Here is a 24,464-nt window from a genome sequence, read left to right as displayed (position 1 = left end):
CCTGCGCCCGTCTTTCCTGATGCTGGCGCTCGCCGCCGCGCTGCAGTCGGGCGCCGCCTGGGCCGTCGATCCCTTCGTGTTGAAGGACATCCGTGTCGAAGGTCTGCAGCGCACCGACCCCGGTACGGTGTTCGCGTCGCTGCCCTTCCGCATTGGAGATACCTACAACGATGACAAAGGCGCCGCTGCGCTGCGCGCGCTGTTCGCCACTGGCCTGTTCAAGGATGTTCGTTTGAGCATTGACGGCGGCACAGTGGTGGTGATCATCGAGGAGCGCCCCACGATCGCCAATGTCAGCTTCGTCGGCCTCAAGGAGTTCGATACCGAAGCCTTGACCAAGTCGCTGAAGGACGTGGGCATCGGCGAGGGCAAACCCTTCGACAAAGCCCTGGCTGATCGCGCCGAGCAAGAGCTCAAGCGGCAGTATCTGACCCGCAGCATGTACGGCGCCGAGGTGACCACGACGATCACCCCGCTGGAGCGCAACCGGGTCAATGTCAGCTTCACTGTGGCCGAGGGCGAGCCCGCCAAGATCGGCGAGATCCGCATCATCGGCACCAAGGCGTTCTCGGAAGGCACGCTGCTGGGCCTGCTGGAGCAGACCACCAGCGGCTGGCTAACCTGGTACACCAAGACCGATCGCTATTCGCGCGCCAAGCTGAATGCCGATCTTGAGACCATTCGCTCCTTCTACCTGAATCGCGGCTATCTCGAGTTCAACGTCAGCTCCACCCAGGTGACCATCTCGCCGGACAAGCAGAGCATCAATATCTCGATCACCATCAGCGAGGGGCAGCCTTACACGGTGACCTCGGTCAAGCTGGAAGGCGAGTACCTTGGTCGCGAAGAGGACTTCAAGCGTCTTGTCTCGTTGAAGCCGGGCGAAGCCTACCGCGGTGAGGCTGTTGCACAGACCACGCGCGCCTTCAACGACCTGTACGGAACCTATGGCTACGCTTTCGCACGCGTCGAGAGCCGCCCTGAGATCGATCGCGCGACCGGCCAGGTCGCGGTTACCTTCTTTGCCGAGCCGCAGCGCCGCGTCTATGTGCGCCGTGTCATCGTGTCCGGCAACACGCGTACTCGCGACGAAGTGATCCGTCGTGAGTTCCGGCAGTTCGAGTCTGCCTGGTACGACGGTCAGCGCATCAAGGCCTCTCGAGACCGCGTCGAGCGACTCGGCTACTTCAAGGAAGTCAACATTGACACCAACGAGGTGCCTGGTGCGCAGGATCAGGTGGATGTGACCATCACCGTTGAAGAGCGGCCGACAGGCAACATCATGGTCGGCGCGGGCTACTCGAGTGCGCAGAAGCTGTCGCTGCAGGGATCGATCAAGCAAGACAACGTCTTCGGCTCGGGCAACTACCTGGGCATCGATCTCAACACTGCTAAGACAGGCCGCCAAATCGCGCTGAGCACGGTCGACCCGTATTTCACCGTCGATGGCGTGTCACGTGCGCTGGACATCTTCTACCGCACCACCAAGCCGTTGAACACCCTGGGCGAGGTCTATTCGCTGGCCTCGTATGGCGGCACCGTCCGTTTCGGCGTGCCATTCTCCGAGGTCGATACCGTGTTCTTCGGTCTGGGTGCCGAGCGCACGTCGATCAGTACCAACGTTGGTGTGCCGCTGAGCTACAAGCGCTACTTCAATGAGTTCGGTGACCGCAGCAACTCTTTCCCGCTGACGCTGGGATGGCAGCGTGACAGCCGCGACAGCGTGCTGTCGCCGAGCGCCGGGCGCTATCAGCGAGTCAATCTTGAGTCCAGCGTGATCGGGGATGCGCGCTACGCCCGCGCCAATCTGCAGTATCAGCAGTACTTCCCGCTCAGCGCCAACAACAAGTTCTCGCTGATGGTGAACGGTGAACTGGGCATTGGCTCCGGTCTCGGCGGTCGCAGCTATCCGATCTTCAAGAACTTCTACGCCGGCGGCTTGGGTTCGGTGCGGGTGTTCGAGTCGAACTCGCTCGGCCCCGTGGACCCGACCGGCTCATACTCCGGTGGCAATCTGCGTGTCAACGCCAATGCCGAGCTCTACGTTCCTGTGCCTGGCAGCGGCAATGACAAATCGTTCCGCCTGTTCGGCTTTGTCGATGCCGGCAATGTGTGGAACACCAAGAGCTCGTTCGAATCCGTTGATCTGAATTCCTTGCGCGTGTCGGCTGGCATCGGCCTGAGCTGGATGTCGCCGATGGGGCCGCTGAAGCTGAGTTTCGGTACGCCCTTGCGCAAAAAGCCAACGGATAGAATCGAGAAATTCCAATTCCAGATCGGGACTGCATTCTGACTATGAGCAAGCTGTTGAAGACGGTGGCGATGGCCGCCATGGTGTGCACCTCGGCTGTGGCTGTCCAAGCCCAGGAGTTGAAGATCGGCTACGTCAACAGCGAGGTCGTGATGCGCGAGGCCAATATGGCCAAGGCAGCCCAGCTGAAGCTGGAGACCGAGTTCAGCAAGCGCGAGAAGGAATTCAAGGACCAGGAAAACAAGCTGCGCGCTGCTGCAGAGAAGCTGGAAAAGGAAGCGCCCACCCTGTCCGAGGCAGAGCGCAACCGCCGCCAGCGTGACGTGATTGATCGTGATCGCGAACTGCAACGCAAGGGGCGTGAGCTGCGTGAAGACCTGAACCAGCGCAAGAACGAAGAGCTCGGCGCCCTGGTTGAGCGGGCCAACCGCGTGATCAAGCAGATCTTCGACGCCGAGAAGTACGACCTGATCGTGCAAGAGGCCATCATGGCCAGCAACCGCGTGGACATCACCAAGAAGGTGATCGACGCGCTCAACGCGCAGAAGTGAGCCGCTGCAAGCTCGCCGATGTGATCGCCGCCTTGGGCGGCGATCTTGTTGGTGCGTCCGATATCGAGATTGCGCGTCTGGGACCGCTTGAGGGGGCTGATTCAGCCACCCTGAGCTTCCTCTCCAACGTCCGCTACCAGTCGCAGTTGCAGAGCACTGCTGCGGCCTGCGTCATCGTGGCGCCTGCCTTTGCTGAAGTGGCGGCCGCGCGTGGCGCTGCCATCGTCACCCCTGACCCGTATCTGTACTTCGCCCGCCTCACACAGTGGTGGGCAGTGCGCGTGCGTCCGCAGGCCGCAGCACGCCTCCACCCCTCGGCCGTGATCGACCCCAGCGCCGTGCTGGGTGAGGGCGTCGACGTCGGTGCGCTGGCGGTGATCGAGGCGGGCGTCACGGTCGGTGCCGGTGCGCGCATCGGCCCGCACTGTGTGATCGAGCGAAAGTCTCAGATTGGTGCAGGCACGCGCTTGGCGGCGCGGGTGACGGTCGGCTTTGACAGCCGCATCGGCGCACGCTGCATCATCCACGGCGGTGCGGTGATCGGTGCCGATGGATTCGGCTTCGCGCCGGCGAAGTCGGCCGATGGCGGCCGCTGGGAAAAGATCGAGCAGCTCGGCGCGGTGCTGATCGGTGACGACGTCGAAATCGGCGCCAACACTTGCATCGACCGCGGGGCGCTGGACGACACCGTGATCGCCGATGGCGTGAAGCTCGACAACCTGATCCAGATTGGCCACAACGTGCGGATCGGCGCTCACACCGCCATCGCGGGCTGCGTCGCCATCGCCGGCAGCACCCGTATCGGCGCCCATTGCACGGTCGGCGGCGCTGCCAGCATCGTGGGCCATCTGCAGATTGCCGACCATGTGCACATCTCGGCTTGCACGCTGATCACGCGGTCGATCGCCAAGCCTGGCCAATACACCGGCGTCTTCCCCTTCGACGACAATGCGAACTGGGAGAAGAATGCCGCCACCCTGCGCCAGCTTTACAGCCTGCGCGAGCGCTTGAAGGCGCTTGAAAAGAAGTTGTGACCTCATGATGGATATCCACCAGATTCTGAAGAAGCTCCCGCACCGCTATCCCATCCTGCTGGTGGACCGCGTCGTCGAGTTGGAGATGGGCAAGCGCATTCGCGCTTTGAAGAATGTCACCATCAATGAGCCGCATTTCACTGGCCACTTTCCGCACCGCCCGGTGATGCCTGGCGTGCTGATACTGGAGGCCATGGCCCAAGCTGCGACGGTGCTGACCCTGGTTAGCATGGACATTGAGCTCGACGACAAGACGGTGGTCTACTTCGCTGGCATCGACGGTGCTCGCTTCAAGCGGCCGGTCGAGCCGGGCGACCAGCTGATGCTTGATGTCACGCTGGAACGGGCCAAAGCGGGCATCTACAAGTACCGCGGCCGCGCCTATGTGGGCGAGGAACTGGCCTGCGAGGCCGAGCTGCTGTGCACCATGCGCCGCATCGAGAGCTGAGCATCCGCGCAGGAGTAAAAAAACGATGGCATTGATCCACCCGACCGCGCTGATCGATCCCAAGGCCGAACTCGGCGCCAATGTGGAGGTCGGCCCCTACACCGTGATCGGCCCCGATGTCAGCATCGGTGAGGGCACGAGCGTGGGTGCGCATTGCGTGCTGCAGGGCCCGACGCGCATCGGCCGCGACAACAAAATCTTCCAGTTCTGTTCCATCGGCGCTGCGCCTCAGGACAAGAAGTACGCGGGCGAACCGACCCGGCTGGAAATTGGCGACCGCAACACGATCCGCGAGTTCTGCACCTTCAACCGCGGCACCACGCAGGACGACGGGCTGACCCGGCTGGGTGATGACAACTGGATGATGGCCTACGTCCACCTGGCGCATGACTGCAAGGTGGGCAACAAGACCATCTTCGCCAACAACGCGCAGCTGGCCGGCCACGTGCATGTGGGTGACTGGGCGATCCTGGGCGGCTTCACGGTGGTGCACCAGTTCGTGCACATTGGCGCGCACAGCATGACCGCAATGGGTTCTATCCTGTTCCAGGATCTGCCGCCCTTCGTGATGGCCAGCGGCAACACGGCCGAGGCCAAGGGCTTCAACCTGGAAGGCCTGAAGCGTCGCGGCTTCAGCCCGGCCCAGCTCAATGCGGTCAAGCAGATGTACCGCATCATCTACCGCCGCGGCCTGACGCTGGATCAGGCGCGCATGGAGATGGAAACGCTGCGCGGCAGCATGCCTGACGCGGCGGACACCATCACGCTGGTGCTGGACTTCCTGGCCACCGCAACGCGCGGCATCATCCGCTGAGCCCCATGCAAGACACCGCGCCCCGCTTCGGCATGGTGGCCGGCGAGGCCTCCGGTGATCTGCTGGCCGGCCTGCTACTGGCCGGGCTGAGGCAGCGCTGGCCTTCACTGCAAGCGCAGGGCATCGGCGGGCCGCGCATGGCGGCCCAGGGCTTTGAGGCCTGGTGGCCGCATCACAAGCTGTCGGTGTTCGGCTATGTCGATGCCTTGCTGCACCTGCGCGAAATCCTCGGGATCCGCCGCCAGCTGGCAGCGCGGCTGCTGGCTGACAAGCCCGACGCTTTCATTGGCATTGATGCGCCGGACTTCAACTTCACGCTCGAGGCACAGCTGCGCGAGGCGGGCGTCAAGACCATCCATTTCGTCTGTCCCTCGATCTGGGCCTGGCGCGCCGAGCGCGTGCAGAAGATCCTCCGCTCGGCCGATCATGTGCTGTGCCTGTTTCCGTTCGAGCCGGCGCTGCTGCAGGAGGCCGGCATTGCTGCCACCTATGTGGGTCATCCGCTGGCCGATGCCATTCCGATGGAGCCGCCCAAGGCGGCCAGCCGTGCACTGTTGGGACTGGGCGAGTCCGACACAGTGATCGCGCTGCTGCCCGGTAGCCGCAAGAGCGAGGTCCGCTACATCGCCGAACCGCTGCTGCGCGCCGCCGTCTTGATGCATCAAGCCAGGCCTGGGCTGCGCTTCGTGATGCCGATAGCCCCAGGTCTGCGCGATTTGCTAAAGCCGATGGTTGCCGCCTGCGCGCCCGAGCTTCCGTTGGTGCTGCTGGACGGAAAGTCGCACGAGGCCCTGGCTGCCTGCGATGTGACGCTCGTCGCCAGCGGCACGGCCACGCTGGAAGCGGCCCTGTTCAAGCGTCCGATGGTGATTGCCTACCGCATGCATGCGCTGAATTGGTGGCGAATGAAGGACAAGCGCTATCAGCCCTGGGTCGGCTTGCCAAATGTGCTGGCGCGCGAGTTCCTGGTGCCCGAGTTGCTGCAGGACGCCTGCACGCCCGAGGCGCTGGCGCGCGAGGGCCTGGCCTGGCTGGACGACAGCGCCCGCTATCAACGGGTGCAGTCACGCTTTGCCGAACAACATGAACTCCTGCGCCGCAACACGGCACAGGTGGCTGCAGATGCGATCGCGCAAGTCCTTGGCCGTGCCTGAGCAGCTGGGCCTGTCCTGGGACGTGCCCGGCCTGATGGCCGGCGTGGACGAGGCTGGCCGCGGCCCCTTGGCCGGCCCGGTTGTCGCGGCAGCGGTCATCCTCGACGATCTGCACCCGATCAAGGGCTTGGCGGATTCCAAGGTCCTGACCGAGAAGAAGCGTGAGCGCCTGTTCGATGAGATCAGGGCTAAGGCGCTGTGCTGCTGCATCGCCGAGGCCAGTGTCGAGGAGATCGACGCGCTCAATATTCTTCAGGCCACGCTGCTGGCGATGCGCCGTGCCGTCGAGGGCCTGCGTCTGAAGCCTGCCAAGGTGCTGGTGGACGGCAACCGCCTGCCGGTGCTGAAGATTCCGGCCGAGGCCATCGTCAAAGGGGATTCGAAGGTGCAGGCGATTTCGGCAGCCTCGATCCTGGCCAAGGTCACGCGTGATCGGCAATGTTTGGCGATGCACGAGCTGCATCCCGAATATGGTTTCGCCAAGCACAAGGGCTATCCCTCGCCTGAGCACCTGCAGGCGCTGCGCGAGCATGGCCTCACGGCCTGGCACCGGCGCAGCTTCGGGCCGGTGCGGCAGCTGCTGGAGAACACGCGATGACTCAGCTTCTTCACATCAGTTCGCGCGACAACCCGGTGCTGCAGCGCCTGCGCAAGCTCAGCCAGGATGGCAGCGCCTACCGCAAGCTAGGCACGGTGTGGCTGGAGGGCGATCACCTGATGCGCGCTTGCCTGCAGCGCGGCCATGCGGTTAGCCTGGCGGTGATCACCGAGGCTGCCATGGCCGATCCTGCACTGCGCATGCTGGCCGAAGCGGCGCCCAAGGTGCTGGTCGTGCCGGTGGCTTTGTTCAAGAGCATCAGCGGGCTTGAATCGCCAGCGCAGCTGGGCTTCGAGGTGCCGCTCGATGCCGGCCGGGTCTTGCAGCCAGGCCAGGATTCGGTGGTGCTGGACCGGCTGCAGGATGCCGGCAATGTGGGCACCATCCTGCGCAGCGCTGCGGCGATGGGCTTTCGCCAGGTGCTGGCGCTCAAGGGCACGGCCGCGCTGTGGAGCCCTAAGGTGCTGCGCGCCGGTATGGGTGCTCACTTTGGGCTGCACTTGGTCGAGGGCCTGGCGCCTGAGGATCTGGACGCGCTGCAGCTGCCCTTGGTGGCCACCAGCTCGCATGCCGACAAGCAGCTGCATCAGTTGCTGCTGCCCAGCCCCTGCGCCTGGGTGATGGGCCACGAGGGGCAGGGCGTGCAGCCGGACTTGATGCAGCGCTGCACGCTGACGGTGGGTATTCCGCAACCGGGCGGTGAGGAGTCGCTCAACGTCGGCGCGGCCGCAGCGATCTGTCTTTACGAGAGCGCGCTGCAGCGGCTCAGTAGATGAGGCGGTCCGGTCGGATGTCGCGCAGGATGGTGGTCGCGATCTCTTCGATGGATTTGTGCGTCGACGAGAGCCACGCGATGCCATCGCGCTTCATCATGGCTTCGGCCTCGTTGACCTCGTAGCGGCAGTTCTCGATGGCGGCGTACTTGCTGCCGGGGCGGCGTTCGTTGCGGATCTGCGAGAGGCGTTCGGGGTCGATGGTCAGGCCGAAGCATTTGCGCCGGTGTTCGATCAGCGCGGTGGGCAGCTTGTTGCGCTCGAAGTCGTCCGGGATCAGCGGGTAGTTGGCGGCCTTGATGCCGTGCTGCATCGCCAGGTACAGCGACGTCGGCGTCTTGCCACAGCGGCTCACGCCGACCAGGATCACGTCCGCAGCGGCTAGGTTGCGGGCCGATTGGCCATCGTCATGCGCCAGCGAGAAGTTGATCGCCTCGATGCGGTCGTGGTACTCCTGGCTGCGTGCCACATCGGAGAAGCGGCCGACGCGGTGGTTGCTCTTGACGGCGAATTCTTCTTCCAGTGGCTCGATGAAGGTGCCGAACATGTCCAGCACCTTGCCCTTGCAGTGCTCGCGCACGATGCGCAGCACCTCGCGGTCAACCAGGGTGGCGAAGACGATGGCGCGAGTGCCTTCGCGCTCGCCTGTCTCGTTGATCTCGCGCACCAAGGCGTAGGCCTTCTCGGCGCTGTCGATGAAGGGGCGGCGGACGTGGCGCGGCTTGGCCGGGAACTGGGCCAGTATGGAATTGCCAAAGGTCTCGGCGGTAATGCCGGTGCCGTCCGAGACAAAGTACACGGTGCGATGAGGCATGGTCGGGCTGCTCAGGAGTCTTTGGGCATCATAAGTGGGCTTGCCCGTAGAATTCCCTGCAACCAGCCCTCGACAAACGATGCAAGCCCCCAGCCTCCGACAAGAATCCAGAAATGGCCGGACGGTGCTGCGTGTCGTGGATGCTGCGCCTGTGTGGCGAGCATCGGGAACCCCAGTTTTTCAACATCACGGAGTTTTCCCATGTCCTCTCGCTTCGAGCCGACCGCCCTGGTCGTCCCCTTTGAGAATTTGAGAATGTCGGACGTCGAGGTGGTTGGCGGCAAGAACGCCAGCCTCGGCGAAATGATCTCGCAACTCGACGCCTCGGGCGTGCGCGTTCCCGGTGGCTTTGCCACCACCGCCCATGCCTTCCGCGAGTTCCTCAAGTACGAGGGTCTGGATGCGCGGATTGCCGCACGACTGTCCACGCTGAATACCGACGATGTGCGCGCGCTGGCCGAGGCCGGTGCCGAGATCCGCGGCTGGCTGGAGGCACAGCCTTTCCCGGCCGATCTCGAGGCGCAGATCCGCAGTTCCTTTGCGCAGCTGACGGCTGACAACCCGGATGCGACGTTTGCGGTGCGCTCGTCGGCGACTGCCGAAGACCTGCCCGATGCATCCTTTGCCGGCCAGCAGGAGACCTTCCTGAACGTGCACGGCATCGAGGAAGTGCTGCACAAGATGAAGGAGGTCTTTGCCTCCCTCTACAACGACCGCGCGATCAGCTACCGCGTCCACAAGGGCTTTGCTCACAGCGAAGTGGCGCTGTCGGCCGGTGTGCAGCGCATGGTGCGCTCCGACCTGGGCTCGGCCGGCGTGATGTTCACCATCGACACCGAGAGCGGCTTCAAGGACGTGGTCTTCATCACCTCCAGCTACGGCCTGGGTGAGACGGTGGTGCAGGGCGCGGTGAATCCGGACGAGTTCTATGTGCACAAGCCGGCGCTGCAGCGCGGCAAGCTGCCCATCATCCGCCGCAACCTGGGTTCCAAGCTGATCCGCATGGAGTTTTCCACGCCGGAAGAGAAGGCTGCCAGCGGCAAGCTGGTGAAGACCGTGGACACGGTGCCGGAGGCGCGCAACCGCTACTCGCTGCTTGACGATGAGGTCATTGAACTGTCCCGTTATGCGCTGATCATCGAGCAGCACTATGGCCGACCGATGGACATCGAATGGGGCCGCGACGGCATCGACGGCAAGCTCTATATCCTGCAAGCGCGTCCCGAGACGGTTAAGAGCCAGGCGGAAGGCCAGGTCGAGCACAGCTACAAGCTCAAGGGCCACAGCGCCGTGCTGGCCGAAGGCCGCGCGATTGGTCAGAAGATCGGCACTGGCCCGGTGCGCATCGTCCACAGCATTTCTGAAATGGACCGCGTGCAGCCTGGCGACGTGCTGGTGACAGACATGACCGACCCCAATTGGGAACCGGTGATGAAGCGCGCCGCTGCTATCGTGACCAACCGCGGCGGACGCACCTGCCACGCCGCCATCATCGCGCGCGAGTTGGGCATTCCGGCGGTGGTGGGTTGCGGTGATGCCACTGAGACGCTGAAGGACGGACAGCTGGTCACGGTGGCCTGCTCCGAGGGCGACACTGGCCACATCTACGACGGACTGCTGGAGACCGAGGTCAGCGAGGTGCATCGCGGCGAACTGCCGTATTGCCCGATCAAGATCATGATGAACGTCGGCAATCCGCAGCTGGCCTTCAACTTCGCGCAGATGCCCAGCGCGGGCGTGGGCCTGGCCCGCCTTGAGTTCATCATCAACAACAATATCGGCGTCCACCCGAAGGCGATCCTCGACTATCCGAACATCGATGCCGATCTGAAGAAGGCGGTCGAGTCGGTGGCGCGAGGCCACGCGTCGCCGCGCGCCTTCTACGTGGACAAGCTGGTTGAGGGCATTGCGACCATTGCGGCAGCGTTCTTCCCGCGCCCGGTGATCGTGCGTCTGTCGGACTTCAAGAGCAATGAGTACCGCAAGCTGATCGGCGGTTCGCGCTACGAGCCCGATGAAGAGAACCCGATGCTGGGCTTCCGCGGCGCGTCGCGCTACATCAGTGGCGAGTTCTCGGACGCCTTCGCGATGGAGTGCGAAGCCCTCAAGCGGGTGCGCAATGACATGGGCCTGACCAATGTCGAAATCATGGTGCCCTTTGTGCGTACTGTCAGGCAGGCTGAGCGCGTGGTCGCCATGCTGGCCGAGCGCGGCCTCAAGCGCGCCGCCACCGGTGGTCAAGACGGTCTGCGCATCATCATGATGTGCGAAGTGCCGAGCAATGCCATCCTGGCCGAGTCCTTCCTGGAGCATTTCGACGGCATGTCGATTGGCTCGAACGACCTGACCCAACTGACCCTGGGCCTGGATCGCGATTCAGGCCTGGAGCAACTGGCCGGTGACTTTGATGAGCGCGATCCGGCCGTCAAGGCCTTGATCTCGCGTGCCATCACGGCCTGCCGCGCGACCGGCAAGTACATCGGCATCTGCGGCCAGGGCCCCAGCGACCATCCGGATTTCGCCGATTGGTTGGCTGAAGAGGGCATCGTGTCGATCTCGCTGAATCCCGACACAGTCATCGAAACCTGGCAACGTCTGGCCAAGCGCTGAACCGCGACCGAAGACCAGCCCTGCGGCTGGTCTGACGCGAAGTGAAGAACCGGCTGCGTCCTGCGCGGCCGGTACGGCCTGTAATGCTGAGCCGGCGCCCAGGGCCTGCCCTGCGCCGGCCAAGACTTTGGGCCCGCCTCGGCGGGCCTTTGTCGTCTGAACGCATCCCACGGCTGATGCGCAGCCCGTACAAGCCCGGGTGCCCGTAGGTGCGCAGGCAGGGGAGACTAGCGCGTGACCCGAAAGAACACCGTCCCTGCTTCACCTGCGAACCGCAGCCTGAAGTCCAAGCTCAATCGCATCTATGCCTGGTACACGCTGGGCTTCGTGGCGTTCGTGGTCGTGCTTGCGCTGCTGGAGCGGATGGGCATGTCCAAGTCCTGGATTGGCTTCAGCTTCTTGTTTGCCACGGTCGCTGTCTATGCCTGCATCGGGGTGCTGAGTCGCACGACCGATGCTGCCGAATACTACGTGGCCGGCCGTCGTGTGCCAGCTGTCTACAACGGCATGGCCAGCGGCGCCGACTGGATGAGTGCGGCTTCGTTCATCGGCATGGCCGGCACGCTCTACCTGTCAGGCTACGGCGGCTTGGCCTTTGTGCTGGGTTGGACGGGAGGCTTTTGCCTGGTTGCGCTGGGCCTGGCACCCTATCTTCGGCAATTCGGACAGTTCACCGTGCCGGACTTCCTCGGTGATCGCTACGGCAGTCACGCGGTGCGCCTGATGGCGGCGTTCGCGGCCATTCTGTGTTCCTTCATCTACGTTGTGGCCCAGATCTATGGCATCGGTCTGATCACGACGCGCCTGTCTGGCCTGACCTTCGAGATCGGTGTCTTCGTCGGGCTGGGCGGCGTGCTGGTCTGCTCGTTCCTTGGGGGCATGCGCGCCGTCACCTGGACGCAGGTGGCTCAGTACATCATTCTGATCGTCGCCTACCTTGCTCCGGTGGTGTGGCTGTCGGTCAAGCAGACCGGATCACCCCTGCCTCAGGCGGTGTACGGGCATCAGGTTCAGAAGATCACCGAGCTCGAGCGCGGTCTGGTCGTCGACCCGAAGGAGCAGGAGGTCATCCAGATGCTGGAGGAGCGGGCCAAGGCGCTCGGTCGCAAGCTTGAGGATGTTCCCGGTTCGCTGGCTCAAGAGCGGCTGGAAGCGCAGCGCCAAGTGGCCCGGCTCAAGGCCGAAGACGCCCCTCTGGCACAGATCCAGGCGGCCGAGAAGCGGCTGGCACTGATGCCGCGCACCGTCGATGAGGCCCGGGAGCTTTGGCAGCGCCAGAAGGCGAGCGATGAGGCCCGGGCCAAGCCGCTGGCCGGCATGCCGCCCCATGCGCAGCAGTTCGCCGGCGACCCGGACGGCACGCCCGCTGAGCAGCAGATCTTTGACGAAGCCAGGCGCAATTTCCTGGCGCTTGTGTTCTGCCTGATGGTGGGGACCGCGGGGCTGCCGCACATCCTGACGCGCTTCTACACCACACCGTCGGTGCGCGAGGCTCGGGAGTCGGTCGGATGGTCGCTGCTCTTCATCGGCCTGCTCTACATCACCGCGCCGGCATTGGCCGTGATGGTCAAGTTCGAGGTGTTTGGTACCTTGGTGGGTACGCCGTTCAACCAGCTTCCTTCCTGGATCGCCCAATGGGCACGGGTCGATCCGGCCTTGCTGTCTGTCAGCGACATCAATGGCGACGGCATCCTTCAGTTGGGCGAGATGAGCATAGGTGGCGATATCGTGATGCTAGCGACCCCCGAGCTTGCCGGCCTTCCCTATGTGGTGTCGGGCATGGTTGCAGCAGGGGGCTTGGCCGCAGCGCTTTCGACGGCTGACGGATTGCTGCTCACAATTTCGGCATCGTTGTCCCATGATGTCTACTACCGCGTCATCAACCCGGCGGCGACAACCGGAACGCGCGTCACCATCTCGAAAGCCTTGTTGATGCTCACGGCCTTGGCGGCGGCTGCAGTGGCGGCACAGAAACCGGCTGACATTCTGTTCCTGGTCGCGGCGGCATTCTCCTTTGCCGGTGCGGCCTTGTTCCCGGTCCTGGTGCTCGGCGTGTTCTGGAAGCGCGCGAATCGATGGGGTGCTCTGGCGGGAATGCTCGTCGGAATGGGCTTGACGGCTTACTACATGGCGGTCACCCAGCCTTGGTTGCGCGCGGCTCTGGGGTTGGCTGGCAGTCCGGAGCTCTGGTGGGGCATTCAACCCATCTCGGCGGGGCTGTTCAGCGTGCCGGCCAGCTTTGCCGCGATCGTGGTCGTCAGCCTTCTGACACCGCCAACCCGTGGCGCTGAAGCGGAGTTGGTCGATCGATTGCGCAGGCCGCCGGGGCTGTGATCCGGTCCGACGCGGCCCTGGGCGCAGTGCCGAGATAGTTCTGGCTCATTTCTTTCGCTCGCGCTACAATCGCGGGCTTTCCCTTGCCGTACCCACGACTTTTGACGCTGTGGGACGGCTTCCTCGGGTTGAACGCGGCAGGAATCCTCCGGCTGGCGCCAGACCTGGAACCCACAAGGAGTGTTTATGCGTCATTACGAGATCGTTCTGCTGATCCATCCGGATCAAAGCGAACAGGTTCCGGCCATGCTGGAGCGTTACAAGGGCCTGATCACCACGGGTGGTGGTGTGGTCCATCGCGTCGAAGATTGGGGCCGCCGCCAACTGGCGTACCTGATCCAGAAGCTGGCCAAGGCGCACTACCTGTGCCTGAACATCGAGTGCAGCAAGGAAACTCTGGCTGAGCTCGAGACTGGCTTCCGCTTCAACGACGCCGTCCTGCGTCACCTGACCGTGGTCAAGCCCAAGGCTGAGACCAACCCGTCGGTGATGATGAAGGCCGTCGAGCGCGAAGAGGCCCGCAAGGCTCCTCAGGACGCCAACGCCTAAGAGCTGGTGAGCTCCGCTGCTGTTGAAGCAAAGCCGTTGAATCAACTGGTTTTGCAAGCGCAGTTGCTGGAGCTGGGATTGATCAGATACACACCGGCCGGCCAGACGGCCCTGGATTTCAGCTTGAAGCATGAATCCCAGGTGCAAGAGGCGGGCAGGCCCCGCAAAGTCTCGATGGAAATCAAGGCAGTGGCGATCGGTGAAATCTGCAAGCGCGTTCAGTCGCTTGGCGTCGGAGGGAATGCCCTGTTTTCAGGTTTCCTCGCTGCCATGCGAAACGGTCGTGGAGTGATCTTTCACATCACAGCCCTGACGCCCGGTCCCGCACCTGTTTGTTCGAACAATCCGGATTGAATTGAAAGAGGTCTACTATGCCCCCGCCACGTGGTAAAGGTCGCTTCTCTAAAGATAAGAAGCCCAAGCGTAACCAACAATCGCTGCTGTTCCGTCGCAAGCGCTTCTGCCGCTTCACCGTCGCCGGTGTTGAGCAGATCGACTACAAGGACATCGACACGCTGCGCGACTTCGTCGGTGAAAACGGCAAGATCACGCCCGCTCGCCTGACCGGCACGCGCGCCTTCTTCCAGCGTCAGCTGACTGTCGCCATCAAGCGTGCTCGCTTCCTGGCCATGCTGCCGTACAGCGATCAGCACAAGGTCTGAGGAGTCACACATCATGCAAATCATCCTGCTTGAAAAAGTGGCTAACCTTGGCAACCTGGGCGACGTCGTCAAGGTCAAGGACGGCTACGCACGCAACTTCCTGATCCCGACCAAGCAGGCACGTCGTGCCACCGAGTCCGCGATCAAGGAGTTCGAAGCCCGCCGCGCCGAGCTTGAGAAGGCCGCAGCTGAAAAGCTGGCAGCTGCCCAGGCTCTGGGCGACAGCCTTACCGGCAAGACCGTGCGCATCAGCCAGAAGGCTGGCGTGGACGGCCGCCTGTTCGGCTCCGTCACCAATGCCGACATCGCTGAAGCCCTGACCAAGATGGGCTTTGCCATCGCCAAGGCTCAAGTGCGCATGCCCAATGGCCCGCTGAAGGCTGTGGGCGAGTTCCCGGTGAACGTGGCTCCGCACACTGATGTAGTGGTGGAAGTCTCGGTTCAGGTGGTTGCCGAGGCCGAGTAAGCCCCAATGGTCAGCAGCCCTTGCGGCTGCTCAGATCAAGGAAGCCGATGACTTGTAGGGTCATCGGCTTTGTCGTTTATAGGGTTCGAGTTGTTCAATCCCTGTCCAGTGCTTGTCCCCAGGATTGTCCACAGCGATGTCTGCCATCTTTTCATCCTCATCCTCTGGCGCTGACGACGAAGTCGCGCGCCTGCGTGTGCCACCGCACTCGGTCGAGGCCGAGCAGAGCGTGCTGGGCGGCCTGCTGATCGATAACTCCGCATGGGATCGCGCAGGCGACTTGCTGACTGACTCGGACTTCTACCGCTACGAGCACAAGCATGTGTTTGCGGCGATTGGTAAGCTGATCAACGCAGGCAAGCCCGCCGACGTGGTGACGGTCTTCGAGGAGCTCACCTCGGTAGGCAAGGCAGAGGAATGTGGTGGGCTGGCCTACCTGAATGCCTTGGCCCAGAGTGTGCCAAGTGCCGCCAATCTTCGGCGTTATGCAGAGATCGTCCGAGAGCGCGCCATCCTGCGCAAGCTGGTTGCCACCTCAGACGAAATTGCGACCGCGGCGCTCAACCCGCAGGGTCGCGCCGTGACCCAGATTCTTGATGAGGCCGAAGGCAAGATCTTCCGCATCGGCGAAGAGGGCTCACGTAGCCGGCAGGGTTTCCAGAGCATGGACAACCTCGTGGTGCAGCTGATCGACCGTGTCAACGAACTGGCTGAGAACGGGGCTGAGGATGTGACCGGTGTGCGAACCGGTTTCTATGATCTGGACCGCATGACGGCCGGTCTGCAGCCCGGCGATCTGATCGTGCTTGCCGCACGTCCCTCGATGGGCAAGACGGCATTCGCCATCAACATCGGCGAGAACGTCGCGATCGACGAAGGTCTGCCGGTGGTCATCTACTCCATGGAAATGGGCGCGGCCCAACTGGCCCTGCGTATGGTGGGTTCGATCGGCCGTATCGACCAAAGCCATCTCCGTACCGGGCGCTTGGCTGATGACGAGTGGGGGCGGCTTTCCGAGGCTGTCGACAAGCTGGGCAAGGCGAGCATCTACATCGACGAAAGCCCCGGTCTTTCGCCCAGTGAGGTACGGGCTCGTGCCCGTCGCCAGGCGCGCATCAGCGGGCAGCTGGGCCTGATCATCATCGACTACCTGCAATTGATGAGTGGCAACGGCGGCAACGAAGAAAACCGTGCCACGGTGATTGGAGAAATCTCCCGCGGACTCAAGGCTCTTGCCAAGGAACTGAAGTGCCCGGTGATCGCGCTGTCCCAGCTCAACCGCTCGGTGGAAACGCGCCCTGACAAGCGGCCGATGATGTCCGACCTGCGCGAGTCAGGCGCGATCGAGCAGGATGCCGACATCATCATGTTCATCTACCGCGACGAGTACTACACCAAGGAAGAGTGCAAGGAGCCTGGTGTCGCGGAGATCATCATTGCCAAGCAACGTAACGGCCCGGTCGGCACGGTGAAGCTGGCCTTCCAGCGCATGCACACCAAGTTTGAAAACCTCGCCCCCGGCTACACCGGCGGCAGCGAATACTGAGGCGGGACCGAGCGCAGTCCTTGCGGACTGCGCGATGCCGGCCGAAGTCCCGGGCGCCTGCAAGTGCATGGCCAGGGAGGTGCTGCCGGCGACTCGTTCGCCTGCACGAAACGCTCGTGGGTAACGGCCGAATGTGCTGTATAAATGCACAGTATGCCGCCCAAGCCCCGTTCCGCTCCGCTGCCCAATCCGACAGTGCCGCTCTACATTCGGCCAGAGGCACTGAAAGGGCGCGGCAGTGCATGGGCGATTGCGCATCGATTCGAGAATGCTCAGCGCGAGCAGCACGACGATGGCTGGGGAACGCTGGAGCAACTGGCCACTCAGGAGCGGCTGCCGCCGCGTACCCAGATCATCGAAGAGAAGGCGGTTCACATTCTGTCCAGCAACCAGTCGCCGGACATCAGCTTCGACCTCTCCATCAACCCCTACAGGGGCTGTGAGCATGGGTGTGTCTATTGCTTTGCGCGGCCCACGCATGGCTATCTGGATATGTCGCCCGGGCTTGACTTCGAAACCCGCATCGTGGCCAAGCTCAATGCTGCCGAGCGCTTGAGGGCCCAGTTGGCGAGTCGCAGCTACCAGCCACAGGCCCTATGCCTGGGTACAGCCACCGATGCGTACCAGCCGATTGAGCGCAAACTGCAGCTGACGCGACGCATCATCGAGGTGCTGGCCGAATGCCACCATCCCTTCTCGCTGGTCACCAAGTCCGCGGGCTTAGAGCGCGACCTCGATCTGATCGCACCGATGGCTGCGCGGCAGATGGCAGCCGTCTATGTCTCCATTACCACCCTGGATCCTGAGCTGGCCCGCACGCTCGAGCCTCGCGCCGCGTCGCCACAGCGGCGCTTGCGCACGCTGAAGACTTTGTCAGACGCGGGTGTGCCTGTTGGCGTCAGCGTCTCCCCGCTCATTCCCTTTCTGAACGAGCCGGAGCTGGAGCGCATTCTTGAGGCCGCAGCCGATGCGGGGGCCAGTTCGGCCTTCAGCATCCCGCTGCGGCTGCCATGGGAGGTGAGCCCGCTGTTCAAAGACTGGTTGCAGCAGCATGCACCGGACAAGGCTGATCGCGTGATGGCCCGGTTGCACGAGATGCGCGGTGGGCGCGACAACGATCCGCGCTTCGGCTCGCGGATGCGGGGCGAAGGGCTGTGGGCTGAGCTCCTCTCACAGCGCATGCGCAAGGCCTGCGCGCGCTTCGGCCTGAATCGCCAGCGGCTCGTGCTGGATCTGGGCCAGTTCCGGCGCCCGCGCGCAGTTGCGGAACAGGCGGAGCTGTTCTGAGCGGTCCAGTGTCTGATCGGACGCGATGACGCGAACTCAGGCCGAGTTGAGGCCAGAGCTCAGTTGCGCAGCGCCAGCCCGCCGGCAGCACGCGCTTGGCCAATGCGGGTAGCGGCCCCGCCGAGCGGCAGCACATGGAGCTCTTGCAGTTCGGTGATCTTGTGCCCCAGTTCGTCGGCGTGTTCGATTTTTTCATGGTGGCGCTTGAGCACCAGACTGGCCATGTCGATCAGCTTGGCGTTACGCGTCTGCGCGCCCTGCTCGATCAGCAAGCGCACGGCGGCCTCGGCTCCTCCCCGCATCGAATGGCGCATCGCCGTCTCTGCGATGCCGAAGACCTGCACATGGCTGTCGCGCAGGCTACCCGCAGCCTCTTCGTCGCCCTCGGTCATGGCAATCAGGATCTCGGTGCTGGACTTGGTCGTGCAGTAGCGCAGGCCCATCTTCTTCAGCAGCGAATCCATTTCCTCAAGCTGGATGGCCTGACGGGCCAGGCGAATCCACAAGGCGAGCAACAGACTGGCGGCTTCGAGATCGAAGTCGGGCGAATCAAACTCAGCGCTCAGCTTGCGCGCCGCTTCCAGAGCGTTGGCGACCTTGTGTTCGCTCAGCCCCCGGAGCCCTTGGAAGACCAGGCCGAAGCGCCGGATCCGGGCTGAGTCGGGCTGGCGCTCGATCTCTGCCAGCATCGATTCATGCGCGTAGCGGAGCCCCTTGCTGTCCCGGGCGTCGAAGCGCATCAAACCGATCAGGACCAAGCTCAGCATGTCGAACAGCTTGGACCGCAGGCCGTTGGCCATGGTGCTCTCAAGCAGCTTCAGGGCTTCGGCACGTTCGCCCATGTAGAAGGCAAGAGTGCCCGCGCGCTGACCGCGCAGCAGGCATCCAGGCGTCAGCTTGGTGGCGATGCGGTAGGTGGCCAGCGCCTCGGCGATCTCACCCTGGTCCATCTGCATGCGGCCCATCACGTCGTAGGAGTCGGCGTAGTCCGGCACTTCGCCGATCAAAGTCTCTAGGGTCCGCCGTGCTGCCGTGTTGTTTCCGGCGGCCAGCTCGCTTCGGGCCACGCCAAGCCTGGCCCAGGGCACTGTGCGTGCCTCGATGATGGCTTCATAGAGGGTACGGGCATCGGCATGCCGATTCAGCCGCAGCATGAGTTCGGCGCCGATACGCGCGGCGTAGAGCCAATACTTGTCCTTTTCCTCGAAGCGTTTGAGGCACAGATTGGCAGCGGTGTCGAAGTCCTGGGCTTCAATGGCTTCAAAGATGCTCTTGAGGATGCGTTTGCGCTGGCGAGCATGAGCCAGCCGCTCCGACAGCGAGGCTGAGGTGTAGGGCTTGATCAGATAGGCGTCCAGTGCCGCCTCCGCCGCCTCAGCCACGGCGGAGTAGGAGGCCTCGCCGGTCACCATCACGAAGACGGTGGAGAAGGGCAGCAACTGTTCGCGGCGCAACTCGTCGAGCAAGTCCTGCCCAGACAGTTCGCTGCCATCGAAGTGGTAGTCACACAGGACGATGTCGTAGGGGGTGTGCTCGAGGATGACCCGGGCATCTCGCACCCGGGTGGTCTGCCGAACGCTGGCCACGCCGAGCTCACGCAGCTGAGCCGCCAGCAGGCTGCGCGAGCTGGCATTGCTGTCGATGATGAGGGCGCTGGCCTTGTCCAGGCCGCTGTCCATCACGCGCATACGGGCTCCATGGCCACCACCGCAGGCTGGAAGCTGCGTTGATGAGCCGGTACGGTCGAGCGCTGGTATCTAGAGACTCTCACATTCGGCTCTTCGGCCGAACTCAGGTCGAACTTTAGAACTCAGCGCCAGCGGTGGCTACGTCGACCTGGCTGTTTCCGGCAATTTTGCGCGCTACTTGAAGAGATCCTTGACGCGATCTGTCCAGCTTTTTGCGTTCGGCGAATGACGTTCGCCGCCTTCGCGGAAGCTCTTGTCCAGCTCCTTCAGCAGCTTGCGCTGGTGCTCGGTCAGCTTGACCGGAGTCTCGATGCTGATGTGGCAGTAGAGGTCGCCGGGATAGCTGGAGCGCACGCCTTTGATTCCCTTGCCGCGCAGGCGGAAGGTCTTGCCATGCTGTGAGCCCTCGGGCAGTTCGATCTCGGCTTTGCCGCCTAACGTCGGCACCTCAATCGTGCCGCCCAGCGCGGCGGTGGTGATGCCCACAGGCATGGTGCAGTGCAGGTCGTCGCCGTCGCGCTCGAAAATCTCGTGCTGCTTTATGCGGATCTCGATGTACAGATCCCCCGACGGCCCGCCGTTGACGCCCGGCTCGCCATTGCCGGCCGATCGGATGCGCATGCCTTCGTTGATACCCGCCGGAATCTTGACTTCCAGCGTCTTGCTCTTCTTGATCTTGCCCTGGCCATTGCAGGCCGTGCAGGGGTCCGGAATGATCTTGCCGCTGCCCTGACAGTGCGGGCAGGTCTGCTGCACCGAGAAGAAGCCCTGGCGCATGTGCACTGTGCCGGAGCCGCCGCAGGAGCCGCAGCTCTTGGCGCTGGTACCCGGCTTGGCACCGGTGCCGCTGCAGGTCTCGCAGCCTTCCCAGGAAGGGATGCGGATCTGGGTTTCCTTGCCGCGCGCGGCTTCTTCCAGCGTGATCTCCATCGCGTAGGAGAGGTCGCTGCCACGGTAGACCTGCTGGCCACCCGCGCCGCGGCGCGCGCCACCGGCGCCGCCGAAGATGTCGCCGAAGATGTCGCCGAATGCCTCGGCAAAGCCGCCGAAGCCTTCACCGCCCGGTCCGCCACGGCCGGCCATATTGGGGTCGACGCCAGCGTGGCCGTACTGATCATAGGCTGCGCGCTTCTGTGCGTCGGCGAGCATCTCGTAGGCCTCCTTGGCCTCCTTGAACTTCTCTTCAGCAGCCTTGGCGCCTTCACCCTGATTGCGGTCAGGGTGAAACTTCATCGCCAGCTTGCGATAGGCCTTCTTGATCTCTTCTTCGCTGGCGGTCTTGGCCAGGCCAAGAATCTCGTAGTAGTCGCGCTTTGCCATGAGGTATTCCGGACTTTCAAACAACTGCGCCGCGCTGAGCTTTTCGGGGCGTTTCCTCGAGCTCGGGCGCGGCGGCGGTGACACATCGGCCGGGGCCGACGCGTCATACAGGACGTCTTACTTGCTGTCCTTGACTTCCTTGAACTCGGCGTCAACGACGTTGTCATCGGCCGGCTTGGCCGACGATGCCTGCTGAGGCTGCGCCTGCGGCTGCTCGGCCGCACCAGCGGCAGCTTGCGCGGCCTGCGAGTCGGCATACATCTTCTCGCCCAGCTTCTGGCTGGCCGTCATCAGGGTCTCGGTCTTGGCTTCGATCGCAGCCTTGTCGTCGCCCTTGATGGCTTCTTCCAGGTCCTTGATCGCAGCTTCGATCTTCTCCTTCTCGCCGGCGTCCAGCTTGTCGCCATGTTCGGTCAGCGACTTGCGCACGCTGTGCACCATGCCGTCGGCCTGGTTCTTGGCTTGCACCAGCTCGACCTTCTTCTTGTCGTCAGCGGCGTTGGCTTCGGCGTCCTTGACCATCTTCTCGATCTCGGCTTCCGACAGACCCGAGTTGGCCTTGATGGTGATCTTGTTTTCCTTGCCGGTGCCCTTGTCCTTGGCGCCCACATGCAAGATGCCGTTGGCGTCGATGTCGAAGCTCACCTCGATCTGGGGCAGGCCGCGCGGTGCCGGCGGGATGCCTTCCAGATTGAACTCGCCCAGCGACTTGTTGGCCTGGGCCAGCTCGCGCTCACCCTGGTAGACCTTGATGGTCACGGCCGGCTGGTTATCGTCGGCGGTGGAGAAGGTCTGGCTGAACTTGGTGGGGATGGTCGTGTTCTTGGCGATCATCTTGGTCATAACGCCGCCCAGGGTCTCAATGCCCAGGCTCAGCGGCGTCACGTCCAGCAGCAGCACGTCCTTGCGCTCGCCGCCCAGCACCTGGCCCTGGATCGCGGCACCGACGGCCACGGCCTCGTCAGGGTTGACGTCCTTGCGCGGGTCTTTGCCGAAGAACTCCTTGACCTTGTCCTGCACCTTGGGCATGCGTGTCATGCCGCCGACCAGGATCACGTCGTCGATGGCGGACACGGCCACGCCAGCGTCCTTGATCGCGGTGCGGCAAGGAGCGATGGTGCGTTCGATCAGCTCTTCAACCAGGCTTTCCAGCTTGGCGCGGGTCAGCTTGATGTTCAGGTGCTTCGGCCCCGAGGCATCGGCGGTGATGTAGGGCAGGTTGACGTCGGTCTGCGAAGAATTCGACAGCTCGATCTTGGCCTTCTCGGCGGCTTCCTTCAGGCGCTGCAGGGCCAGCACGTCCTTGGTCAAGTCGACGCCTTGTTCCTTTTTGAACTCGGTGACGATGTAGTCGATGATGCGCTGGTCGAAGTCTTCGCCGCCGAGGAAGGTATCGCCGTTGGTCGACAGCACTTCAAACTGCATCTCGCCGTCCACATCGGCGATCTCGATGATGGAGATGTCGAAGGTGCCGCCGCCCAGGTCATAGACGGCGATCTTGCGGTCGCCCTTGCCATGCTTGTCCAGGCCGAAGGCCAGGGCTGCAGCCGTGGGCTCGTTGATGATGCGCTTGACGTCCAGCCCGGCGATGCGGCCGGCGTCCTTGGTGGCCTGACGCTGGGCGTCATTGAAGTAGGCCGGCACCGTGATCACGGCCTCGGTCACTTCCTCGCCCAGGTAGTCCTCGGCCGTCTTCTTCATCTTGCGCAGGATCTCGGCCGAGACCTGCGGCGGCGCCAGCTTCTTGCCGCGCACATCCACCCAGGCGTCGCCGTTGTCGGCGGCGGCAATGGTGTAGGGCATCAGTTCGATGTCCTTCTGCACTTCCTTCTCGCCGAACTTGCGGCCGATCAGGCGCTTCACCGCGTAGATCGTGTTCTTGGGATTGGTGACCGACTGGCGCTTGGCCGAGGCGCCGACCAGGATCTCGCCATCTTCTTGGTAGGCAATGATGGACGGCGTGGTGCGAGCGCCTTCGGCGTTCTCGATCACACGCGTCGTGTTGCCTTCCATCACGGCCACGCACGAGTTGGTGGTGCCGAGGTCAATGCCGATGATCTTTCCCATGTTCTAACTCCAGGAGATTGGTTTCGTTGTTCTAAGAAATGTGGATAAGTCGCTGTCTTTCAAGAGGCAGCGGCCTGTGAATTACTTTGGCGCTGCGACCGTGATCAAGGCCGGGCGCAGTACGCGCTCGGCGATCGAGTAGCCCTTCTGCAGCACGGCCACCACGGTATTGGCCTCCTGATCGGCCGGCACCATCGAGATCGCCTGGTGCTGGTGCGGGTCGAACTTCGTCCCTTGAGCCGGATTGATCTCCAGCACCTTGTTGCGTTCCAGCGCGGCAGCGAGTTGGCGCTTGGTGGCGTGCACGCCTTCCAGCACGGTCTCGACCTTGGCATCCGGCGTGGCGATAGCCGCTTCCATGCTGTCCATCACCGGCAGCATGGCTTCGGCGAATCCTTCGACGGCAAACTTGCGGGCCTTGCTCATCTCCTCGTCGGAGCGACGGCGGATGTTCTCCACCTCGGCCTTGGCGCGGAGGTAGGCGTCCGACATCTCGGCCAACCGGCCCTCGAGCTCGGCGATCCGGGCTTCGGGCGTCAGGTTCTGGGCCGGCGCGTCTGCGCTGGACGGGCTGTCTTGCGGAGTGGGGTTGTGCTCTGTCGTCATGATGCTTGGATGGGCAATGGCAGCGAGATGAGGGCCAAGCCCTGGTTTTCAAGAGGGGGATTGTGGCATCCGGCATCGGGGCAAACCCGCTGCCGCGGGGGGGGGGCAGTTCAGTCCGGGTCCGCGCTGGCCGACCAGCGGTCCCACTCGGACAGGCGGCGCCGGTCCTGCTTGGTGGGACGGCCCTGCGTGATGGTCTGTGCAGGTTCGGGCGCCAGGCGGCGGGCCTCGGCCGCCTTCTCGCGGGCCGCGCTGCTTTCCGGTGTTTCCGCATAGAGGGTCTGAGCCACCGGCGCAGGTCCGCGCACATGGCTGAGGGCCAGCACCTGGACTTCGCGCTCGACCGGGCCCTGCCGCAGCCGCAGCAGATCGCCAACTCTGACTTCGCGCGAAGGCTTGGCGTCCTGGCCATTGATCTGCACCCGGCCCTTGCCGATCTCATCGACCGCCAGCGCCCGAGTCTTGTAGAAACGCGCTGCCCACAGCCATTTGTCCAGCCGTACCGGTCCTGGAAGTACCTTGTTCATTCCGGCATTTTCGCCTCGCTTGCCAGTGGCAGGCTGACGCGCGCATCCAGGCCTGTGACAGCTTGAGCGCCGGCCCGCTCGGCCACTCGGTTGCTCAGCGTGATGCTGCCCCGCAGCGACTGCACGATGCCATGACAAATCGCCAGGCCCAGACCCGAGCCGCCCTGTGGCGAGCCGGCAGCAAAGGGCAGGAACAGCCTGGACTGCTGCTCGCTGCTCAAGCCTGGTCCGTCATCCGAAACCGTCAGCACCGCGACTTGCTCGTCGACATGCAGCCGGATCAGCAGCCGTCGATGCGTGTGCTGGATGGCGTTGTGCAGCAGATTCCGGGTCAGTTCGCGCAAAGCCCATTCATGGCTGCGCAC

At 63.5% G+C, this 24,464-nt stretch carries 23 protein-coding genes; 16 read left to right on the top strand and 7 right to left on the bottom strand.

Going from position 1 to position 24,464, the window contains the following annotated elements; translation table 11 throughout:
* Positions 1 to 19 precede the first annotated feature (19 nt).
* Genes bamA through ACIQ67_RS03975 form a run of 8 tightly spaced genes read left to right on the top strand, consistent with a single transcriptional unit; the run spans position 20 to position 7,626 of the window.
* Complete coding sequence (gene bamA, locus ACIQ67_RS04010) at positions 20 to 2,293, top strand: outer membrane protein assembly factor BamA (RefSeq protein WP_397533105.1); 2,274 nt, start codon at positions 20 to 22, stop codon at positions 2,291 to 2,293.
* A gap of 2 nt (positions 2,294 to 2,295) precedes the next feature.
* Positions 2,296 to 2,802: an OmpH family outer membrane protein gene (locus tag ACIQ67_RS04005; protein ID WP_397533065.1), complete on the top strand. Its 507-nt coding sequence runs from the start codon at positions 2,296 to 2,298 to the stop codon at positions 2,800 to 2,802.
* A complete protein-coding gene (lpxD, locus tag ACIQ67_RS04000; RefSeq protein ID WP_397533064.1) occupies positions 2,799 to 3,836 on the top strand; it encodes a UDP-3-O-(3-hydroxymyristoyl)glucosamine N-acyltransferase in 1,038 nt (345 codons plus the stop codon). Before ACIQ67_RS04005 ends, lpxD begins: the two co-directional genes overlap by 4 nt.
* 4 nt (positions 3,837 to 3,840) lie before the next feature.
* Positions 3,841 to 4,284, top strand: a complete 444-nt coding sequence (gene fabZ / locus ACIQ67_RS03995) for a 3-hydroxyacyl-ACP dehydratase FabZ (protein ID WP_397533063.1) — start codon at positions 3,841 to 3,843, stop codon at positions 4,282 to 4,284.
* 25 nt (positions 4,285 to 4,309) lie between these two features.
* Positions 4,310 to 5,098, top strand: coding sequence for an acyl-ACP--UDP-N-acetylglucosamine O-acyltransferase (gene lpxA, locus ACIQ67_RS03990; protein ID WP_397533062.1), 789 nt, complete (start codon positions 4,310 to 4,312; stop codon positions 5,096 to 5,098).
* 5 nt (positions 5,099 to 5,103) lie between these two features.
* Positions 5,104 to 6,252: a lipid-A-disaccharide synthase gene (lpxB, locus tag ACIQ67_RS03985; protein WP_397533061.1), complete on the top strand. Its 1,149-nt coding sequence runs from the start codon at positions 5,104 to 5,106 to the stop codon at positions 6,250 to 6,252.
* Positions 6,221 to 6,850 carry a ribonuclease HII gene (gene rnhB, locus ACIQ67_RS03980; protein ID WP_397533060.1) on the top strand — a complete coding sequence of 210 codons (630 nt, stop codon included), beginning with the start codon at positions 6,221 to 6,223 and terminating at the stop codon, positions 6,848 to 6,850. Before lpxB ends, rnhB begins: the two co-directional genes overlap by 32 nt.
* A complete protein-coding gene (locus tag ACIQ67_RS03975; protein WP_397533059.1) occupies positions 6,847 to 7,626 on the top strand; it encodes a TrmH family RNA methyltransferase in 780 nt (259 codons plus the stop codon). Before rnhB ends, ACIQ67_RS03975 begins: the two co-directional genes overlap by 4 nt.
* Here the strand turns inward: ACIQ67_RS03975 and ACIQ67_RS03970 are convergent.
* Positions 7,616 to 8,437: a pyruvate, water dikinase regulatory protein gene (locus tag ACIQ67_RS03970; RefSeq protein WP_397533058.1), complete on the bottom strand. Its 822-nt coding sequence runs from the start codon at positions 8,435 to 8,437 to the stop codon at positions 7,616 to 7,618. The genes ACIQ67_RS03975 and ACIQ67_RS03970 overlap by 11 nt on opposite strands.
* 201 nt (positions 8,438 to 8,638) lie before the next feature.
* On the opposite strand from ACIQ67_RS03970, the gene ppsA reads away from it, so the two are divergent.
* The 8 genes from ppsA to ACIQ67_RS03930 all read left to right on the top strand — a co-directional run bounded on the left by ppsA (position 8,639) and on the right by ACIQ67_RS03930 (position 17,891).
* On the top strand, positions 8,639 to 11,047 hold the full coding sequence (gene ppsA / locus ACIQ67_RS03965) for a phosphoenolpyruvate synthase (protein WP_397533057.1): 2,409 nt from the start codon (positions 8,639 to 8,641) through the stop codon (positions 11,045 to 11,047).
* A 234-nt stretch (positions 11,048 to 11,281) separates the two neighbouring features.
* On the top strand, positions 11,282 to 13,381 hold the full coding sequence (locus ACIQ67_RS03960) for a VC_2705 family sodium/solute symporter (RefSeq protein ID WP_397533056.1): 2,100 nt from the start codon (positions 11,282 to 11,284) through the stop codon (positions 13,379 to 13,381).
* 186 nt (positions 13,382 to 13,567) lie between these two features.
* Positions 13,568 to 13,930 carry a 30S ribosomal protein S6 gene (gene rpsF, locus ACIQ67_RS03955; protein ID WP_397533055.1) on the top strand — a complete coding sequence of 121 codons (363 nt, stop codon included), beginning with the start codon at positions 13,568 to 13,570 and terminating at the stop codon, positions 13,928 to 13,930.
* A 6-nt stretch (positions 13,931 to 13,936) separates the two neighbouring features.
* Positions 13,937 to 14,284, top strand: coding sequence for a primosomal replication protein N (gene priB, locus ACIQ67_RS03950; RefSeq protein WP_397533054.1), 348 nt, complete (start codon positions 13,937 to 13,939; stop codon positions 14,282 to 14,284).
* A 17-nt stretch (positions 14,285 to 14,301) separates the two neighbouring features.
* Complete coding sequence (gene rpsR, locus ACIQ67_RS03945; protein WP_397533053.1) at positions 14,302 to 14,592, top strand: 30S ribosomal protein S18; 291 nt, start codon at positions 14,302 to 14,304, stop codon at positions 14,590 to 14,592.
* A gap of 13 nt (positions 14,593 to 14,605) precedes the next feature.
* Positions 14,606 to 15,058, top strand: a complete 453-nt coding sequence (rplI, locus tag ACIQ67_RS03940; RefSeq protein WP_397533052.1) for a 50S ribosomal protein L9 — start codon at positions 14,606 to 14,608, stop codon at positions 15,056 to 15,058.
* 136 nt (positions 15,059 to 15,194) lie between these two features.
* On the top strand, positions 15,195 to 16,604 hold the full coding sequence (gene dnaB / locus ACIQ67_RS03935) for a replicative DNA helicase (RefSeq protein ID WP_397533051.1): 1,410 nt from the start codon (positions 15,195 to 15,197) through the stop codon (positions 16,602 to 16,604).
* A 153-nt stretch (positions 16,605 to 16,757) separates the two neighbouring features.
* Positions 16,758 to 17,891 (top strand): PA0069 family radical SAM protein, encoded by a 1,134-nt coding sequence (locus ACIQ67_RS03930; protein WP_397533050.1) that lies wholly within the window; start codon positions 16,758 to 16,760, stop codon positions 17,889 to 17,891.
* A gap of 59 nt (positions 17,892 to 17,950) precedes the next feature.
* On the opposite strand, the gene ACIQ67_RS03925 is transcribed toward ACIQ67_RS03930, so the two are convergent.
* From ACIQ67_RS03925 to ACIQ67_RS03900, 6 genes are all read right to left on the bottom strand, one after another.
* On the bottom strand, positions 17,951 to 19,579 hold the full coding sequence (locus tag ACIQ67_RS03925; RefSeq protein ID WP_397533049.1) for a response regulator: 1,629 nt from the start codon (positions 19,577 to 19,579) through the stop codon (positions 17,951 to 17,953).
* Between the two features lie 174 nt (positions 19,580 to 19,753).
* Positions 19,754 to 20,899, bottom strand: a complete 1,146-nt coding sequence (gene dnaJ / locus ACIQ67_RS03920; protein WP_397533048.1) for a molecular chaperone DnaJ — start codon at positions 20,897 to 20,899, stop codon at positions 19,754 to 19,756.
* A 117-nt stretch (positions 20,900 to 21,016) separates the two neighbouring features.
* Positions 21,017 to 22,966 (bottom strand): molecular chaperone DnaK, encoded by a 1,950-nt coding sequence (gene dnaK, locus ACIQ67_RS03915; RefSeq protein ID WP_397533047.1) that lies wholly within the window; start codon positions 22,964 to 22,966, stop codon positions 21,017 to 21,019.
* Positions 22,967 to 23,047: 81 nt separating this feature from the next.
* Complete coding sequence (gene grpE / locus ACIQ67_RS03910) at positions 23,048 to 23,572, bottom strand: nucleotide exchange factor GrpE (protein ID WP_397533046.1); 525 nt, start codon at positions 23,570 to 23,572, stop codon at positions 23,048 to 23,050.
* Positions 23,573 to 23,682: 110 nt separating this feature from the next.
* Positions 23,683 to 24,099, bottom strand: a complete 417-nt coding sequence (locus tag ACIQ67_RS03905; protein ID WP_397533045.1) for an RNA-binding S4 domain-containing protein — start codon at positions 24,097 to 24,099, stop codon at positions 23,683 to 23,685.
* Positions 24,096 to 24,464: sensor histidine kinase (locus tag ACIQ67_RS03900; protein ID WP_397533044.1), on the bottom strand; the 369-nt coding region annotated here is incomplete at its 5' end. The genes ACIQ67_RS03905 and ACIQ67_RS03900, both read right to left, overlap by 4 nt.

Source organism: Roseateles sp. (assembly GCF_044373315.1).
GTDB lineage: Bacteria > Pseudomonadota > Gammaproteobacteria > Burkholderiales > Burkholderiaceae_C > JACDQM01.
This window is presented reverse-complemented; position numbering and strand designations above follow the sequence as displayed.